Source organism: Oceanobacillus chungangensis (assembly GCF_003369565.1).
Lineage (GTDB): Bacteria > Bacillota > Bacilli > Bacillales > Amphibacillaceae > Oceanobacillus > Oceanobacillus chungangensis.
Genome location: NZ_PIOD01000002.1, coordinates 18944 through 35747, shown reverse-complemented (window position 1 = coordinate 35747; position 16804 = coordinate 18944). Strand labels below are relative to the sequence as shown.

Sequence of the window (16804 nt, the reverse complement as noted above, 5' to 3'; positions counted from 1 at the left end):
CCCATTTTGTTCCTCATGAAGGTGAAGAAGCCCTTCCTAATCCGAGGTGTATCGTGTAACTCTCTGCTGCTGGAGCGATGGTACATGAAAACATAATGGACAACGTAAAGAATACGGTCATTTTATTTTTATACAAAATAAAATATAAAGGAGGAAATGTCCTATGTCACGTTTTACTGGATCAGTATGGAAAAAATCACGTCGTCTTGGCATTTCATTAACTGGAACTGGTAAGGAATTAGATAAACGCCCTTACGCTCCTGGTCAGCATGGACCGAACCAAAGAAAGAAACAATCTGAATACGGCTTACAATTACAAGAGAAGCAAAAACTTCGCTTCACTTACGGACTTAACGAACGTCAATTCCGTAACTTGTTTGACAAAGCTGGTAAACAAAAAGGTATTCATGGTGAGAACTTCATGATCTTACTTGAATCACGTCTTGATAACCTTGTTTACCGTCTTGGTCTTGCTCGTACTCGCCGTCAAGCACGTCAATTAGTAAACCATGGTCATATCTTGGTTGATGGATCACGCGTTGATATCCCATCATACCTTGTAAAACCTGGTCAAGCAATTGGTGTTCGCGAACGTTCTCAAAAGCTTGATATCATCAAAGAAGCAATTGAAGTAAACAACTTCGTTCCTGAATATACAACATTTAATGCTGATAAATTAGAAGGAACTTACACTCGTTTACCAGAACGCTCTGAACTTCCAGCAGAAATTAACGAAGCGCTTATCGTTGAGTTCTACTCTCGTTAAGTTTAAAGCTATTCGTTTTAAAAACCTTAGAGACTTTATGTTTCTGAGGTTTTTTATTTCTATAGTTTCCTAAATAACTATTATACTTTAACAAAAAAGAAGCACGAACAAGTTCCCCAACTTGTTCGCGCCCTTACCTTACTTAAAGTTAACCAATGAATATTTTTTCTTCCCGCGGCGAATAATCGTAAACGTATCTTCAATGCGATCATCCGCTGTTACAACATAGCCTACCTCTTGCTGTCTCTCACCATTAATGTAAATGGCACCATTTTGAATATCTTCCCTCGCCTGTCTTTTCGATGGAGAAATCCTTGCATTTACTAGCAGATCAACTAAGCCAATTTCTTCTTTTGCCGCCTCAAATGTTGGCACATCTTTAAAGCCTTGCTCAATATCGCTTCCCGACAACTGTTTCAAATCCCCGCTAAATAATGCATCGGAAATTTTCTGTGCTTGAATGAGCGCTTCTTCACTATGGACTACTTTCACTATTTCTTCAGCCAATCGTTTTTGTGCTACACGATTTTCCGGTCGGTTGTCGACTTCCTCTTGTAATGCTTGTATTTCTTCAGCATCTAAGAACGTAAAGTAGTTGATAAACTTAATAACATCACGGTCATCGGTATTAATCCAGAACTGGTAAAATTCATATGGTGTTGTTTTTTCAGCATCGAGCCAAATCGCTCCACCAGCTGATTTACCGAATTTCGTACCATCTGCCTTTGTAATTAGTGGAACAGTAAGACCGAATACTTTAATTTCTTCGTCTTGATTTTCTCTTGAACGACGAATCAATTCCATTCCAGCAGTAATATTCCCCCACTGGTCACTACCACCAATTTGTAATGTACAGTTCTCTGATTCATTCAGTTTCAAGAAATCGAGTGATTGCAGCAGCATGTAGCTAAACTCGGTGAACGAAATCCCGTTCTCAATACGCGATGCAACAGAATCCTTTGCAAGCATGTAATTGATGCTAAAGTGCTTCCCTGTGTCACGAAGAAAATCGATTACAGTAGTGTTACCTAGCCAATCGAAGTTATTTCTCGAAACAACTGGATTCTCTCCCTCACCTGATGCAACGATTTTCGCAATTTGCTGCTGAATACTATCTACAAAGCCTTGAACAGTATTAGCTGTATTTAAAGATCTCTCCGTAGAACGGCCGCTTGGATCACCAATCAATCCAGTTCCACCACCAACAAGCGCGATTGGTTTGTGACCTGCTTTTTGGAAACGTTTCAGCATCGTTAACGGGACTAAATGACCAATATGCAGGCTGTCTGCTGTCGGGTCAAAGCCACAATATAATGTAACCTGATTCGTTGCCAGATGCTCTTCAAGTCCCTCTCGATCTGTCACCTGTTGGATTAACCCACGATTTTCTAAGTCTTGTAAAATGTCCATTCCTACCACTCTCCATCACGATTATTTAAACGAAAATAAAAAAACCCATCCCTATCAAAAAAAGGGACGAGTTGAACACGCGGTACCACCCTTGTTGCTAATTTATTAGCCACTTGGGATTGTTAACGATGTCTCCACCGTTCCGATTCATAGTCATAAAATCATACGACATGAGCCTGAAAATGCTCCAGATTGTAATTCGCCTGCAAATGTATACTAGCTCCCACCAGCCGCTAGCTCTCTATTAAAGGGATTTGCAACACTACTCAAGTTCCTTCATCACATATACTATACGATAAAATGCATATATCTATTCATACCATATCTGTAATCTATTTGCAATATATAATTCGAAAATACTGTATAACAAAAATTGCTATTATGCTATAATAATAAAAGAATTTTAGGGGGTTTTTACATGAATTTTAGAGAATCGCTTCAAAAATTTGCGACTAAAATAAAAACATTATGGAAAACAGGAAAGATTCAGCTAGCATCAAGAATTACATACGATGTTGTTTGGAGCGTTATCTTATTCTTTCTAATTGCAGGTTTTATAGCCGTATTCTTTATTGGTGGAATTGGCGCGGGTTATTTCGCATCACTCGTAAAGGACGAGCCACTCCGAAGTGCTGAAGAAATGGAAAAAGACATCTATAATTACGAAGAAACATCCAAGCTGTATTTTGCGAATGATGTCTATTTTGGTGATGTAAGATCTGATTTATATCGTGAGGAAACAACATTAGAAAATATATCCCCTATATTGACAAACGCTGTGATTGCAACAGAAGATGAATACTTTCAAGAACATCACGGGGTTGTTCCAAAGGCTATTCTCCGCGCACTATTACAAGAAGTGATGAATACCTCCGTACAATCAGGTGGTAGTACATTAACACAACAATTAATTAAGAACCAAATCCTAACGAATGAAGTATCGTTCGAACGTAAAGCAAAAGAAATTTTACTTGCAATGCGCTTGGAACAATTTCTCAATAAAGATGAAATATTAGAAGCGTATTTGAATATCATTCCATATGGTCGGGATGCTTCCGGAAGAAATATTGCCGGAATTCAAACTGCCGCTCAAGGTATATTTGGAATTAATGCGAATGAAGTAAATCTAGCACAAGCAGCATATTTAGCCGGATTGCCACAAAGCCCTTCCGCATACACTCCTTTTAAAAATGGTGGCGGTTTAAAGGATGAGGCTGGAATTCAGCTTGGATTAAACCGGATGAACACTGTACTAAATAGAATGCTCGATATGGAATATATTACAGAAGCAGAGTATAACGAAGCAATAAATTATGATATTGTGGCAGATTTCACTAAAGGAGTCGATTCTCCTAATGAAATTTACCCGTATTTAACAACAGAAGTAGAAGCACGAGCAAAAGATATTATTCGTAATATTCTTGCGAAAGAAGCAGGATACACGATGGAGGATTTAAGGAACACAGAAGGATTGCTTGAGGAATACAACACAATGGCAGACCGTGCATTACGAATGAATGGATATAAAATCCATACGACAATAAATAAAGAAATCTATGATAAGTTTCAAGAAGTTGCCAAGAATTTTACACAATATGGACCTGATACTGTAACAACCGTAAATACAGAGGAAGGGCCAGCCCAAATACAGCAATCTGTTCAAGCAAGTGGGGTTTTAATCGAAAATAGTACAGGGAAAATTATTAGCTTCCTTGGTGGACGTGGATTTGATGAAGAGAACCAATTAAATTACATGACCCGCCCACGTTCTAACGGTAGTACAATGAAGCCACTGCTCGCTTATGCACCAGCAATGGAAAAAGGAATTGTTCAGCCTGGAACACCGATTGCAGATATTCCAACATCATGGGGAGGATATACTCCAGGGAACTTTGACTTAAGATTTCACGGTATTCTTTCTGCTCGGGATAATTTAACAAATTCCTATAATATCCCTGCACTTAAAACATACGAACGAGTCATGAATGATAATCCTGTAGATCAATACCTAAGGAAAATGGGCATTACAACATTAGGTGACAATGAATATGCGAATCTATCCCTTGCGATTGGTGGAACGTCGACAGGTGTTACACTCGAAGAAAATACGAACGCATATGCAACATTCGCGAATAGCGGGCAATTCGTTAATGCCTATATGATCGAAAAAATAACAACAACAGATGGTGAAGTTGTTTATCAGCATGAAGCGAAACCTGTTCCAGTGTTTTCACCGCAAACAAGTTATTTAACACTCGACATGATGCGTGATGTCATTTCTGAAGGATCTGCAACATACTTAAATTCACAATTAAAATACCGCAATGTCGATTGGGCTGGAAAAACAGGAACATCGCAAAACACAAAGGATGTATTATTTGTTGCCTCTAACCCAAATGTGACGTTTGGTGCATGGATAGGTTATAAAACACCAGATTCATTAGTCTGTGAATCCTGTGACCTGCATCATACGAATCGAAATATTAAGCTTTGGGCCGAGCTTGTAAATTCGGCATCTGATCTAAATCCGGAATTAATGGCACCATCGGAAAAGTTTGCCCGACCAGACGGCATCGTGGAGCAAAGCTACTGTTCCATTTCAGGAATGCTTCCATCTGATTTATGTTCCAGAGCAGGACTCGTAAAAACGGATCTCTTTAACGCCAAGTTTGTTCCTACACAGAGAGATGACAGTTTAATTACAGGCAAACAAGTAATTGTTAATGGTAGATCTGTATTAGCCGGTGCAAAAACACCAGCTGAATTTGTCCAAGGGGATGGACTGACATTCAACCCAGAATTCCTAAAGCGAAATGGCTATGATCGACTATCTGATCTTACCCTGCTCTTCCCACCAGCAGAACGAAGCAAATGGGAAAAAATCGGCATTCCAAGTTCCAAAGTCGGCAGTTCGGTAACAGATGACGGAAAAGCACCAGGAGCCCCTACTTCTGTTACGAAATCAGGAAGTAACTTAACATGGAAAATACCTGGTAGTAAAGATGTGGTTGGCTACCGCATCTATCGCGCCGACAAGGCTGGCGGTAAGTTTACAAAAATTGGACAAACAACATCAACCTCCTATTCAATAGGAAATGGTGCTGGAGTTTATCATGTAAAATCAGTTGATTATTTCGGTTTAGAATCCGCTGCATCTAAGGAAGTCGCAGTAGGTAAGCCAAAAGCCGAACAACCAGAAAAACCAGAAAATGCAGATGAAGAAAAAACAGATGAAGCTAGTGTAGATGAAACAGAGACTTCGGAAGAAACTAATGAAGAGACTAGCGATGAAACCGAAGAAACCCCACCTGCTGAGGAAAACACAGAAAATAGTGACACCGAATAATCATGTAGAGAAGCAATGCGCTTCTCTACTTTTTTTGTATTTATATGGCCTGCTGTGCTGAGTTCTTCCTTGTTTCCAATGAGAAATAGCTTCAGTGACACTGCGAAGTGCTCTCTTTACTTGGGGGCTCACCGACCACCTTAACCCGCATATAAAGTGTATTTCCAAAGCGTTAGACTCGAAATATATAGTTATTAATTTCAAGTCAAAACACTTAATGTAATCATATTTCAAAAAATACTAAAATTTCATCCCTAAATCCTGTATAATAGAGTTATGTAAGCGGATTACAATTTAGGTGGTGAACCAATGAAACACACAAAGACTTATATCAAACGAACGCTGGAAACCTCAAAAGGAGCTATTGTAATCGAAGGCCCGGTCACTAGAAGTGAATTGGAGAAATATCATTTCCATGAACATTTAACGGCATTCCGGCCTCCTTCAAAGCAATTTGAGGCAATATTGGATATCGCCAACATTTCTGAAGGCCGAATTATTATTGCACGAACAGAAGAAACCATTATCGGCTATGTAACCTATCTGCATCCAGATCCACTTGAAAGATGGTCTACCTTTCATATGCAGGATTTAATTGAGTTAGGTGCAATTGAGATCATTCCCGAATATCGCGGAGAAAGAGTCGGTTCGAGCTTAATCGAAGTTTCAATCAGCGATGAATATATGGAGAATTATATTATCATTTCCACCGAATATTATTGGCATTGGGATTTAGAGGGTACCAACTTAAGCATTTGGAATTACCGTAAAGTAATGGAGAAAATGATGGCAGCTGGCGGGCTATTACCTGCCCCTACCGATGATCCGGAAATAATCTCACATCCAGCAAACTGTTTAATGGTTCGTATAGGCAAAAACGTGCCACAAGAATCACTTGAAACGTTCGACCTACTACGTTTTCTTGGTCGTCATAATAATCGTTCCATGAGGGAGGGTATTTAATATGTTAGTAGAAGAAATCATGACAAAAGATGTAATTACATTACCGCCCACTGCAACGATTGCACAGGGCTTGCGATTATTACAGGACTACCGGATTCGACATATCCCGATTGTCGATGAACAGTATCATGTGATCGGCATTGTGTCTGACCGTGATATTCGCGACGCAAGTCCTTCTATTTTCATTAAAAATGGCAATCACCAGGAATTACAAAATGAAATTCAAACGATTATGAGCAGTCCAGTAATTAGTGTACATCCACTTGATTTTGTAGAAGAAATTGCCCGCGTTTTTCATGATAAGGAAATTGCCTGCCTTCCTGTTGTACAAAACTATAAATTGGTCGGAGTCGTAACGGAAAAAGATATGCTCTACACATTAATTCAATTAACAGGAACAAATGTCCAAAGTTCGCTTATTGAAGTAAAGGTGCTCGATATCCCCGGAATGCTTCCAGGTGTAACAGCAATTTTAGGAAAACGCAACGTCAATATCGTATCTGTGTTAATCTATCCATATAAAGATGATCCTGATTATAAAATTCTTGTTTTTCGAATTCAAACTATGAATCCAACGCCCGTCATTCAAGATTTACGAAATGCTGGTTATAATCTTCTTTGGCCGAATAATATTTCGGAGCCAAAACTATGACAGGAAAGGCAACATTCGTTTTCTCCAAAGAATATTTGCAATACCAGTTTAGTCAGGACCATCCGTTCAACCAGCAACGGGTATTGATGACGAAAGAATTACTTGAATCGACAGCGATGTTAAAGGATCAGGATATAGTCAGCCCACGATTTGCAACCGACGAGGAATTACGATTATTCCATAATCACTCTTATATCGAAGCTGTCAAAAATGCAGGAAAAGGAAAGTTAAATAAAGACGAAGGTTTACTATACGGACTCGGGACAGAAGATACTCCTATTTTTCAAAATATGCATGAAGCAGCGAGCCTCTTAGTTGGTGGTTCTTTAACAGCCGTAGATGCAGTATTGAATGGTGAGTCTGACCATGCACTCAATCTTGGTGGCGGCCTCCATCACGGGTTCAAACGGAAAGCATCTGGATTTTGTATTTATAATGATGCAGCGATTGCAATAAAATACATTCGAGAAAACTATCAGTTAAAAGTGTTATATGTTGATACCGATGCACATCATGGTGATGGTGTACAGTCTGCTTTCTATGATGATCCAGATGTTTGTACTTTTTCGATTCATGAAACAGGACGATACCTCTTCCCCGGTACTGGTGAAGTGAATGAACGAGGAATAAAAGAAGGGCATGGCTACTCCTTTAATTTACCAATCGATGCATTTACACAGGATGATTCTTTCATCGAAGTTTATGAATCCGCTTTCAAAAATATTGCGGCGTTTTTTAAACCAGATGTTATTCTTACACAAAACGGTGCAGATGCACATTGCTATGATCCGCTCACACATTTATGTGGCACAATGGAAATTTACGAAAGGATACCTGTCTTGGCAAAGGAGTTAGCACAAACTTACTGTGATGGAAAATGGATTGCTTTAGGCGGTGGAGGCTATGATATTTGGCGTGTTGTTCCAAGGGCATGGGCACAAATCTGGAATGTGATGAAGGCAGATCAAATTGCAACCGGCGATCTTCCAAAAGAGTGGCTGGAGAAATGGCAACCGAAATCTCCACTCCCCCTCCCCACCCATTGGCATGACTCAAGTGAAGCCTATCCAGTCATACCAAGAAAAGAAGAAATTAAAGAGAAAAACAACAAGAACCTCCAGCACCTGTTAAAGTATACAAATACTTCTGCAAGCTAGCACATTGTAAACCCATTCGCTTTCATTAACGACCTTACACTTAATCTGTGCATAATATAAACGAAATTAAATAGGCTTAGAGAAATTATCTCCAAGCCTTTGTTTATCATTCTGTTCAGCATAAGTGCACATCTGTTAAAAATTTAATTTGCCTCCATAGCTCATCATCGTTTTATTAAGACTGACAAGTCACCTTCAAAAACTTTTTCTTCTTTATTATTAAAAGTAGACAATGTTACAGTAAGGATACCCGTTTCATTTTTGGATGTCTTTTTATCAATAACCTTAACAATGCTATGTAATTCATCACCTGGGTACACAGGCTTTATAAATTTTATATTATTCATTCGTGTCCCAGCAATAACATCTTCCCCATAGTAACCTTGTTCCACCCAAAGCTTAAATGAAATTGCCAGCGTGTGGATCCCAGAAGCAATAATCCCATTAAACCTTCCATGATTTGCCTTTTCTTCATCCAAATGCATATATTGAGGATCAAATTCACCTGCAAACTTCATAATAGCGTCTTTTGTTAATTTCAATGCCTTCGTTTCAAACACTTGTCCAATTGTAAACTCATCAAATTTCATATATGCACCTCTATTTATTAATTGGTATACTCATTTATATTAGCATCATCTACTAATAAAGGTAAATTATTTATCCAACTGCCCGCGTGCTGACGACCGTCGTTTATACTATATTTTCATCTTTTGAAGATAATTGTAATTTCGCATCTTGCTGAAAACTAGTAACTATTTCATTCCGTTACTTTCCCTTCTTTATCACCCTTCTAAGTCTATCCCCACCCCAGATTTGACCAGATGTCTGAGACAAATCAAGATTAGACATAGAAGCCATTTAAAGCTATAATAAATTAGATAAAGATCTTGACGTTATCATAGTTTAATCATTTTTATCAGTCTTATATCAACGGATAATATTAGCTCCTTCGATTGTTACCAAGTACATTATGGTAGTCTTGTTGCGGTATTTTATCCATAAGAGAATCAAGTACAATATTCGAACTTCCCTGGTATAATTTATTAAATCTTATGGGACAACCCATTCGGTAAAAAATAGTTACAGAAAGCATCAATCTGCTTCTCAGTAAGTTGATGAAAAACGACTAGCAATTAGAACTGAAATCTTATATTTGTCATTTACTGCAAATAAAGTCGAAAAACTCGCGAACATAGCGAAGTATGTAATTAACACGTACGATAGGAGACGAAACAATGTTATTAACATCAATTTTACAAAGCCTATCTTTTGATGTAATTCAAGGAGATATCAACCAAGAAATTCAATCCATTGCCTATGATTCCCGGGATGTACAAACAAACAGCGTATTTGTTGCCATCACTGGATTCTCTGTTGATGGACATAACTATATCGATAGCGCGATTGAGCGTGGCGCAAGTGTTATTATTGCGGAACGAAAGGTAACTACTGATAAAGATGTGACGATTTTACAAGTCGCAGATACAAGAAATGCATTAGCACTTGTATCTGCAAACTTCTACCATCACCCAACAGAAAAATTAAATTTAATTGGAATTACTGGAACAAACGGAAAGACATCGATCTCTTATTTTATTAAATCCATTTACGATGAAGCTAAGAAATCAATCGCCCTCATTGGTACGATCGGGACCGTGATAAATGATCAAGTAATCCAAACAAAGAATACAACGCCGGAATCTCTAAATCTTCAACAATTTTTCGCAGCAATGGTAGAAGAAAACACGAAAAATTGTATGATGGAGGTTTCCTCCCATGCACTCAATTTAGACAGGGTTGCTTATAGTAAGTTTAATACTGGGATTTTTACAAACCTTACACCAGACCATCTTGAATTGCATAAAAATATGGACGAGTATTTCGAGGCAAAAGCTAAATTATTCGAAATGACCGATTCTTGGAATATCATCAACGCAGATGATCCATATGGTCGAAAACTCATTGATCGGGTGAAAAACTACGATACGAAGCTAGTCACCTATGGAATCCATAATCAAGCTGATATTTATGCAACTGACATAGAATATTCCTTTAATCATACAGTCTATACGGTGCATACACCAACAGAGAGCGTGAAGATTAGAGTAAACCTACCAGGCGAAATCTATGTTTTAAATAGTTTAGCAGCTATTGCATGTGCGTATAATAACGGAATTCCTATCGAGGTCATCCAACAAGGGATTCATCAAGTCAAAGAAATTAAAGGTCGACTTGAAGTAGTCTATGAAAAAAATAACTTTAAAGTAATTGTCGATTTCGCACATACAGAGGATGCATTGGCAAAGGCAATCAATACATTAAGACCTTTTGCAAAAGGTCGAATCATTCTCGTATTTGGTGTCTATGCAGACCTTAGCGAGGACGGAAAACAGAAATTTAATGGCATGGCCCATGTCGCATCAAGACTTGCTGACCTTTCGATTATCACATTGGACAACCCGAAACACCATGATCCAGTATTGATAATGAATGAAACGATTCAGGCGATGGAAAATCATGAGGGAGCATATGAAGCAATCCCTGATCGTAAGGAAGCTATTGAGCACGCGATTAACATAAGTAATGAGAATGACATTATCCTTATTGCTGGAAAAGGACATGAAACAACGCAGATTATTGGCGACAAGGAAATTTCCTTTAATGAAAAGGAAATTGCACTGGATGCACTTGCAGCCAAGACATTTTAATGCAATAAATTTATATTTTGGTGGTGCAATCATGACAGACAAAAAATTAGGAATTATTGGTGGAATGGGCCCTTTAGCAACCAAGGTTTTCTATGAAAAAATCATTAATCATACGGTGGCACATAAGGACCAGGACCATATCGATACAATCATCCTAAGTCACGCTACCCTCCCAGACCGTACCGAAGCAATCTTACGTGGTGAGGGCCAATCATTCATAGATGCTGTGAGAAAAGATATCGAACTGCTCGAACATGCCGGTGTTGCTAATATCGCCATTCCTTGCAATACTTCCCATTATTTCTATGATGAGATGCAAGCAATGACTAATATTAATATAATTAACATGATTCGCGACACTGCTGAATATATTTATCACAAACATGGTAAAGGAAGTAAGGTCGGCATCCTAGCAACAAATGGTACGATATCTACTGGTATTTATGAGGATGAATGCAAACGAAATGAACTTGAGCCCTTCCATCCAAATGAAGAGACCCAAGAAAAAGTAATGAATATCATTTACAACATTAAAGCAGATGTCAATTATCAACCAGTCAAGCTTGACGCTTTGATCCATGAATTAATAACAAAGGAGAACTGTGCCTGCGTGATTTTAGGTTGTACGGAATTATCATCTGTCACTTTAAGTGAAGAGAGCAAAAAGCACTCTATTGACCCGATGGAGATTTTGATTGAAAATGCGATACGATTATCTGGGAAAAAATCCAAATCATCATTAATCGATGAGCAAGTTTATATCTGATTGAAGCATAAGGGAGAGGGAGGAGATACTATTGAACCAACAAGAAAAACGTCTGTTTGATCTTTTTATCAAGGAATCGTTTAATAATGATGTACTCGTTCGAGAATTGCGATTATCGGATGCTGAGGTGGTCTATCTTCAACAATCCTTTCCAAATGCAGAAATAAGCTGTATAGCAACAACTAAGCCACAAGAGAAACGTTGGTACAAGGTTAAGCTACAAGCAGCAAAAGTTCCACAATACGTTTGATAAATAAAAATGACAGCCTTTAATCATAAGGGCTGTCATTTTTAATTTATGTTGACATTTTGAATCCATATAGGTTCTCAGGCCAGTCGCTCCGGAAATATACTTCGCGCACCTTAGGAGGGCTGGTGTGCCTTCCTCCCACAGGACTAGGAAAGCTTGGGCAGCATTTCCTAGTACGAAGAAAATTAAACATTATAATGAACGTTTCCCTTTCTAATGAAGATGTAACATTAGCGAAGATTGACTTCTTATAAAGTAGTGAATTTCCTAACTCTGCGCGCAGAAATCAACACTGCACCTAGATTAACTAGTCCGGAGCTTATATCAACAGGCAGCTAATCCCTTGAATTATTATTCTGTTTTTTCATCCAGAATAATAATTTCTACGCGCCGATTCTTTGCCATATTATCTGGGGTATCATTTGCTGTAACTGGCCGTAGCTCCCCGTAACCAGCAATGGAGAAACGTGATTCTTCTATGTCGTAGGACTGGATAAAATAGCGTACAACACTGCTCGCACGTGCCCCTGAAAGCTCCCAGTTTGATGGATAGCGAAAGCTATTCATCGGCCTGCTGTCAGTATGTCCCTCCACTTTCACTTTGTTCGGGATTTGTGAGAGCAATGTACCTATTCTTTGCAAAAATGGCGTACCCTCTTCTAAAATATTAGCTTCACCTGGATTGAAAAAAATACTGTCCTGAAGCACTAGTTCGACACCACGCTCTGTACGATTCGCGGTTATTAGCCCATTTAGGTCATGCTGATTTAAGTATGCTTCAACATTTCCCACTAAAGCCGTTAATGAATCTTCCTCTACTTCCGGCTCTTCTATGTCTTGCTCTAAATCCAAATTAATTGGATCTTCATGCTCATTCAATTTTTCTCCATTTTCCTCAACACTCGTCTGATCTGTCGGGTATTCACTTGGGACAATGGATGGAAGAAAATCAAAAATCATCCGATTTTGAAACGACTCGGAAACAGCGTCCAATTTCGTTTGATCAACCTGTGACATGGAGAATAACAAAATAAAAAATACTAAAATTAATGTAATCATATCCGAATATGTAACCATCCATTTTGGCGAACCATTATTAGTTGATTTTCTTATTTGTCTACGCTTCATTGATGCTGTTCCCTACAAATTCTACATCGTCATCTTGTTCTTGTAGCTTTGCTAATGCTCCCTTTGGAAGGAAAGCACTAAACTTCTCTTCTAAAATTCGTGGATTTTGACCGGATTGTACCCCGATAATCCCCTCGATAATAATCTGTCTAATAAAGACCTCTTCTTCTGTCTTCGTCTCAAGCTTGCTCGCCATTGGCAGAAAGAATAGATTCGCTAATACTGTTCCATATAAAGTCGTAAGTAATGCGACGGCCATACTCGGCCCAAGTGCTGACGCATCGGATAAATCATTCAGCATAAGTACTAGACCGATTAGCGTACCAATCATACCCCAAGCCGGTGCATATTCCCCTGCTTTTTCAAATAAAACTCTGCCTTTAAAATGCCGGTCTTCCATAGCCGTAATTTCTGCTTCCATAATATCCTTGATAACTTCTGGTTCTACTCCATCTATAGCAAGCAGGAAGCCCTTTCGAATGAATTTATCCTCAATCTCACTTATATCAGATTCAAGTGAAAGAATACCTTCCCTTCTTGCGCGATCGGATAATTGGATAAATAGCTGAACTAGTTCACTTAGCTCTTGGTCATTTTTATGAAATGCTTGCTTAAAAATATTGCCAGCCAGCTTTATTTGTTCAAATTTAAACGTAATCATCATTGAACCAATGACCCCACCGATAACAATGAATATAGATGGGATGTCTAGAAAAGATGCGAGCCCTTCGTTTCCCCCACTTGATAGAATTGCGAGCATAATCATAATAAAACCGATAGTAATGCCGATAGGAGTTAACATATCACGTTTTCTCATCATTAAATCTCCCTCAAATTACGATTAATATACAAATGTAAGTAAGCCACCAAGATAATATTGGAAGCTTAATTTAGTAATAAGAAAGTAACAGCTTTCTTAACGAATAAGTGAAACTAAGGCTGTCACCCTAAGGATTGGTTATAACCTTAGTTTTTAACATTTCATTCGCATATTTATTATATCGGCAGGTTGATTATAAAGTTGAATCTCTCACTTCGATTCGATGTGGTAAAGTTACATTTTTTTCTGTTACTTCTTCTTTGTTCATATATTTCGTAAGTAATCGCATCGCAACCGCACCGATATCATACATTGGTTGAACAACCGTTGATAAGGTTGGACGAACCATCGTTGCAAGTCTTGTATTGTCGAAACCAAATACTTGTACATCCTCTGGAACTTTAAGACCAGAATCCTGTACACCATGGATAACGCCTAATGCCATCTCATCTGCTGCAACAAAGATTGCTGAAGGTAATTTCCCTAGCTCTGCAAGTTGTTTTACTGCATCAAGTCCAGACTCATATGAATAATCACCCTTTACGATTAAATCCTCATTAAGTGTGATTGACGCTTCTTCTAGTGCACGTTTATAACCATTATATTTGTATTGGTCCACTGTTGTTTCTAATGTTCCACTCACAAATGCAGGATGTTTATCGCCACTTTCAAGTAAATGTTTTGTCGCTTCATATGCAGCTGCTTCATAATCGATATTTACCGCTGCTATCGATTGTGTATCATCATATGTAGATGCTAGTACAACAGGCACATTGGCTGTATTAAATTGATTGATATGATCTTCTGTAATTGTTCCACCCATGAAAAGGATGCCATCTACTTGTTTTTCATACATGGTATTAATCAATTTTAATTCATTCTCTTTATTTTGATCAGAGTTACTTAAAATGATATTGTATTTATACATTCTCGCAATATCTTCTATTCCACGTGCCAACTCAGAGAAGAAAATGCTCGAAATATCTGGAATAATTGCACCAACTGTTGTCGTTTTCTTACTTGCTAATCCTCGAGCAACAGCATTTGGACGATATCCTAATCGCTCAATCGTCGCCTGCACCTTTTTACGTGTTGTTGGTTTTACATTCGGGTTGCCATTTACTACTCGGGAAACGGTAGCCATGGAAACATTTGCTTCTCTTGCTACATCGTATATTGTTATATTCATGTTCATTACCTCCTAAAATTGTTCCAAGCCCATTTCTTTTATCTTATCATACTCTACCACGAAAAAAATTACAAAGTATAAAGCAAAAAATTATCATTAACTTGCCGTCAGCTATACATTTTCCCATGTATTTCCATTCATTTTTCCAAAATATAGATATTATGGGTAGTAGTCTAACTAGCCACTTCGACAGGAGGTTCTCCAAAAATAATTGCGATGTAACGCCCGCCGAAGTCTTCCTAATCTTCGGGAGAACTACAAGCGTATTTTAGCAATAAATATAAAAAGCTAATCATCTATCGATGATTAGCTTTTTACATTGCATTTATTATTGATTATCGTAGTCGTCTGTCTAAATCCGTTATCTCCTCGAAGAACTTATCGAAAGTCGGAATATCCATTTGCTGTGCTGAATCGGATAATGCAACTGCTGGATCTGGATGTACTTCTGCCATGACACCGTCTGCGCCGATTGCTAATGCCGCTTTCGCTGTAGGTAGGAGCAAATCGCGACGTCCTGTTGAATGAGTTACATCGACCATTACAGGTAAATGCGTTTCTTGTTTCAATACAGGAACAGCAGAGATATCTAAAGTATTACGTGTTGCTGTTTCATACGTCCGAATACCGCGTTCGCATAAAATAATATTTCCATTTCCTCGTGACATGATGTACTCTGCAGCATTAATAAATTCTGAGATAGTTGCTGATAATCCACGTTTTAATAGTACAGGCTTATCAACTTCCCCTGCTGCCTTTAGTAGCTCGAAGTTCTGCATATTCCGGGCACCAATCTGAATGACATCTAAGTATTCAATTGCTTGTTCGATATGTGCTGGATTAACAATTTCACTAATAACAGCCAAATCGTATTCATCTGCTACTTTTCTAAGAATCTGTAATCCTTCTAATCCTAGACCTTGGAAATCATATGGAGAAGTTCTTGGCTTAAACGCGCCACCCCTTAATAATTTTAACCCCTTGCTTTGTAATACTTTTCCTACTGCAGCAGTTTGTTCATAGCTTTCTACTGCACATGGACCGAATACGAAATGTGTTTTACCGTCGCCAACTTTTTCCCCTTTAATATCAACAACTGTATTGTCTGCTTTCTTCTTGCGTGAAACGAGTAATGCTTTGCGATGATCGTCTTCCTGTAGCTCTAATCCAGCCTTAAAGATTTCTTTGAAAATGTGTTCAATCGTTGAATTCTCAAAAGGACCATTATTCTTCGATGTGATTAGATTCAACATTTCACGCTCTCTAATTGGATCAAATCGATACATACTTTGTTTGCTCTTCACTTGGCCAATTTGTTGGACAAGCTCTGCACGATTATTGATTAATTCAAGTATTTCTAAATTAACTTCATCTAACTGATTTCTTAATTGATCCATTTCATTACTCATTCCATTTACGCCCCCAGGTGATTTTGTATTATAATAATTAGAGACCATTATAGCTAAAATTATATCATTTGTCATCCAAAACTTGTAGTATAATAGAAATAATCAATCAATTTATCAATGATCATTAAGAAACAATAGACTTGCTAAGTCTTGCTATCTAGCTAATGAAAGCGCAATTAAGATGATAGAAAAATCATATAATTCATTCGATTAATATTGCAGCATAGAGGAGTATTA

Annotated in this window: 14 protein-coding genes and 1 other annotated feature; of the genes, 8 read left to right on the top strand and 6 right to left on the bottom strand. The window is 38.1% G+C overall.

Annotated features, from left to right (window positions below):
- The first annotated feature begins 163 nt into the window (after nt 1–163).
- The gene (gene rpsD, locus CWR45_RS01315; RefSeq protein ID WP_115747996.1) at nt 164–766 is read left to right on the top strand and encodes a 30S ribosomal protein S4; all 603 of its coding nucleotides are present in this window, start codon (nt 164–166) and stop codon (nt 764–766) included.
- A 138-nt stretch (nt 767–904) separates the two neighbouring features.
- Here the strand turns inward: rpsD and tyrS are convergent, their stop codons facing one another.
- Nucleotides 905–2176: a tyrosine--tRNA ligase gene (gene tyrS, locus CWR45_RS01310; RefSeq protein WP_115747995.1), complete on the bottom strand. Its 1272-nt coding sequence runs from the start codon at nt 2174–2176 to the stop codon at nt 905–907.
- Nucleotides 2177–2235: 59 nt separating this feature from the next.
- Nucleotides 2236–2465, bottom strand: a binding site (T-box leader).
- Between the two features lie 129 nt (nt 2466–2594).
- Here tyrS and CWR45_RS01305 point away from each other — a divergent pair.
- From CWR45_RS01305 to CWR45_RS01290, 4 genes are all read left to right on the top strand, one after another.
- Nucleotides 2595–5522, top strand: a complete 2928-nt coding sequence (locus CWR45_RS01305) for a transglycosylase domain-containing protein (protein ID WP_115747994.1) — start codon at nt 2595–2597, stop codon at nt 5520–5522.
- Between the two features lie 309 nt (nt 5523–5831).
- Nucleotides 5832–6485, top strand: coding sequence for a GNAT family N-acetyltransferase (locus CWR45_RS01300; RefSeq protein ID WP_115747993.1), 654 nt, complete (start codon nt 5832–5834; stop codon nt 6483–6485).
- A 1-nt stretch (nt 6486) separates the two neighbouring features.
- Nucleotides 6487–7137 (top strand): acetoin utilization AcuB family protein, encoded by a 651-nt coding sequence (locus CWR45_RS01295; RefSeq protein ID WP_115747992.1) that lies wholly within the window; start codon nt 6487–6489, stop codon nt 7135–7137.
- Entirely contained in the window at nt 7134–8294 is a 1161-nt protein-coding gene (locus tag CWR45_RS01290) for an acetoin utilization protein AcuC (protein WP_115747991.1), read from the top strand. Before CWR45_RS01295 ends, CWR45_RS01290 begins: the two co-directional genes overlap by 4 nt.
- Nucleotides 8295–8458: 164 nt before the next feature.
- Here the strand turns inward: CWR45_RS01290 and CWR45_RS01285 are convergent, their stop codons facing one another.
- Entirely contained in the window at nt 8459–8884 is a 426-nt protein-coding gene (locus CWR45_RS01285) for a MaoC family dehydratase (protein WP_115747990.1), read from the bottom strand.
- A 648-nt stretch (nt 8885–9532) separates the two neighbouring features.
- On the opposite strand from CWR45_RS01285, the gene CWR45_RS01280 reads away from it, so the two are divergent.
- The 3 genes from CWR45_RS01280 to CWR45_RS01270 are packed head-to-tail and all read left to right on the top strand — an operon-like array spanning nt 9533 to nt 12021.
- Entirely contained in the window at nt 9533–11005 is a 1473-nt protein-coding gene (locus CWR45_RS01280) for a UDP-N-acetylmuramoyl-L-alanyl-D-glutamate--2,6-diaminopimelate ligase (protein WP_115747989.1), read from the top strand.
- 31 nt (nt 11006–11036) lie between these two features.
- Nucleotides 11037–11771 carry a cysteate racemase gene (cuyB, locus tag CWR45_RS01275; RefSeq protein ID WP_115748243.1) on the top strand — a complete coding sequence of 245 codons (735 nt, stop codon included), beginning with the start codon at nt 11037–11039 and terminating at the stop codon, nt 11769–11771.
- Between the two features lie 31 nt (nt 11772–11802).
- Nucleotides 11803–12021, top strand: a complete 219-nt coding sequence (locus CWR45_RS01270; RefSeq protein ID WP_115747988.1) for a hypothetical protein — start codon at nt 11803–11805, stop codon at nt 12019–12021.
- Between the two features lie 351 nt (nt 12022–12372).
- Here CWR45_RS01270 and motS read toward each other — a convergent pair whose 3' ends face one another.
- From motS to CWR45_RS01250, 4 genes are all read right to left on the bottom strand, one after another.
- On the bottom strand, nt 12373–13149 hold the full coding sequence (motS, locus tag CWR45_RS01265; protein ID WP_115747987.1) for a flagellar motor protein MotS: 777 nt from the start codon (nt 13147–13149) through the stop codon (nt 12373–12375).
- Nucleotides 13139–13966 (bottom strand): flagellar motor protein MotP, encoded by an 828-nt coding sequence (motP, locus tag CWR45_RS01260; protein WP_115747986.1) that lies wholly within the window; start codon nt 13964–13966, stop codon nt 13139–13141. The genes motS and motP overlap by 11 nt, the downstream gene beginning before the upstream one ends.
- Before the next feature lie 196 nt (nt 13967–14162).
- On the bottom strand, nt 14163–15158 hold the full coding sequence (gene ccpA, locus CWR45_RS01255) for a catabolite control protein A (protein ID WP_115747985.1): 996 nt from the start codon (nt 15156–15158) through the stop codon (nt 14163–14165).
- Nucleotides 15159–15493: 335 nt separating this feature from the next.
- Nucleotides 15494–16567: a bifunctional 3-deoxy-7-phosphoheptulonate synthase/chorismate mutase gene (locus CWR45_RS01250; RefSeq protein ID WP_115747984.1), complete on the bottom strand. Its 1074-nt coding sequence runs from the start codon at nt 16565–16567 to the stop codon at nt 15494–15496.
- Nucleotides 16568–16804: the final 237 nt, after the last annotated feature.

Excerpts from the sequence above, each read along its gene's own strand:
- ccpA (WP_115747985.1), bottom strand. The coding sequence starts at position 15,158 with ATGAATATAACAATATACGATGTAGCAAGAGAAGCAAATGTTTCCATG.
- CWR45_RS01305 (WP_115747994.1), top strand. The coding sequence starts at position 2,595 with ATGAATTTTAGAGAATCGCTTCAAAAATTTGCGACTAAAATAAAAACA.
- CWR45_RS01290 (WP_115747991.1), top strand. The coding sequence starts at position 7,134 with ATGACAGGAAAGGCAACATTCGTTTTCTCCAAAGAATATTTGCAATAC.
- motS (WP_115747987.1), bottom strand. The coding sequence starts at position 13,149 with ATGAAGCGTAGACAAATAAGAAAATCAACTAATAATGGTTCGCCAAAA.
- CWR45_RS01295 (WP_115747992.1), top strand. The coding sequence starts at position 6,487 with ATGTTAGTAGAAGAAATCATGACAAAAGATGTAATTACATTACCGCCC.
- CWR45_RS01285 (WP_115747990.1), bottom strand. The coding sequence starts at position 8,884 with ATGAAATTTGATGAGTTTACAATTGGACAAGTGTTTGAAACGAAGGCA.
- CWR45_RS01300 (WP_115747993.1), top strand. The coding sequence starts at position 5,832 with ATGAAACACACAAAGACTTATATCAAACGAACGCTGGAAACCTCAAAA.
- cuyB (WP_115748243.1), top strand. The coding sequence starts at position 11,037 with ATGACAGACAAAAAATTAGGAATTATTGGTGGAATGGGCCCTTTAGCA.
- CWR45_RS01280 (WP_115747989.1), top strand. The coding sequence starts at position 9,533 with ATGTTATTAACATCAATTTTACAAAGCCTATCTTTTGATGTAATTCAA.
- CWR45_RS01250 (WP_115747984.1), bottom strand. The coding sequence starts at position 16,567 with ATGAGTAATGAAATGGATCAATTAAGAAATCAGTTAGATGAAGTTAAT.
- tyrS (WP_115747995.1), bottom strand. The coding sequence starts at position 2,176 with ATGGACATTTTACAAGACTTAGAAAATCGTGGGTTAATCCAACAGGTG.
- motP (WP_115747986.1), bottom strand. The coding sequence starts at position 13,966 with ATGAGAAAACGTGATATGTTAACTCCTATCGGCATTACTATCGGTTTT.
- rpsD (WP_115747996.1), top strand. The coding sequence starts at position 164 with ATGTCACGTTTTACTGGATCAGTATGGAAAAAATCACGTCGTCTTGGC.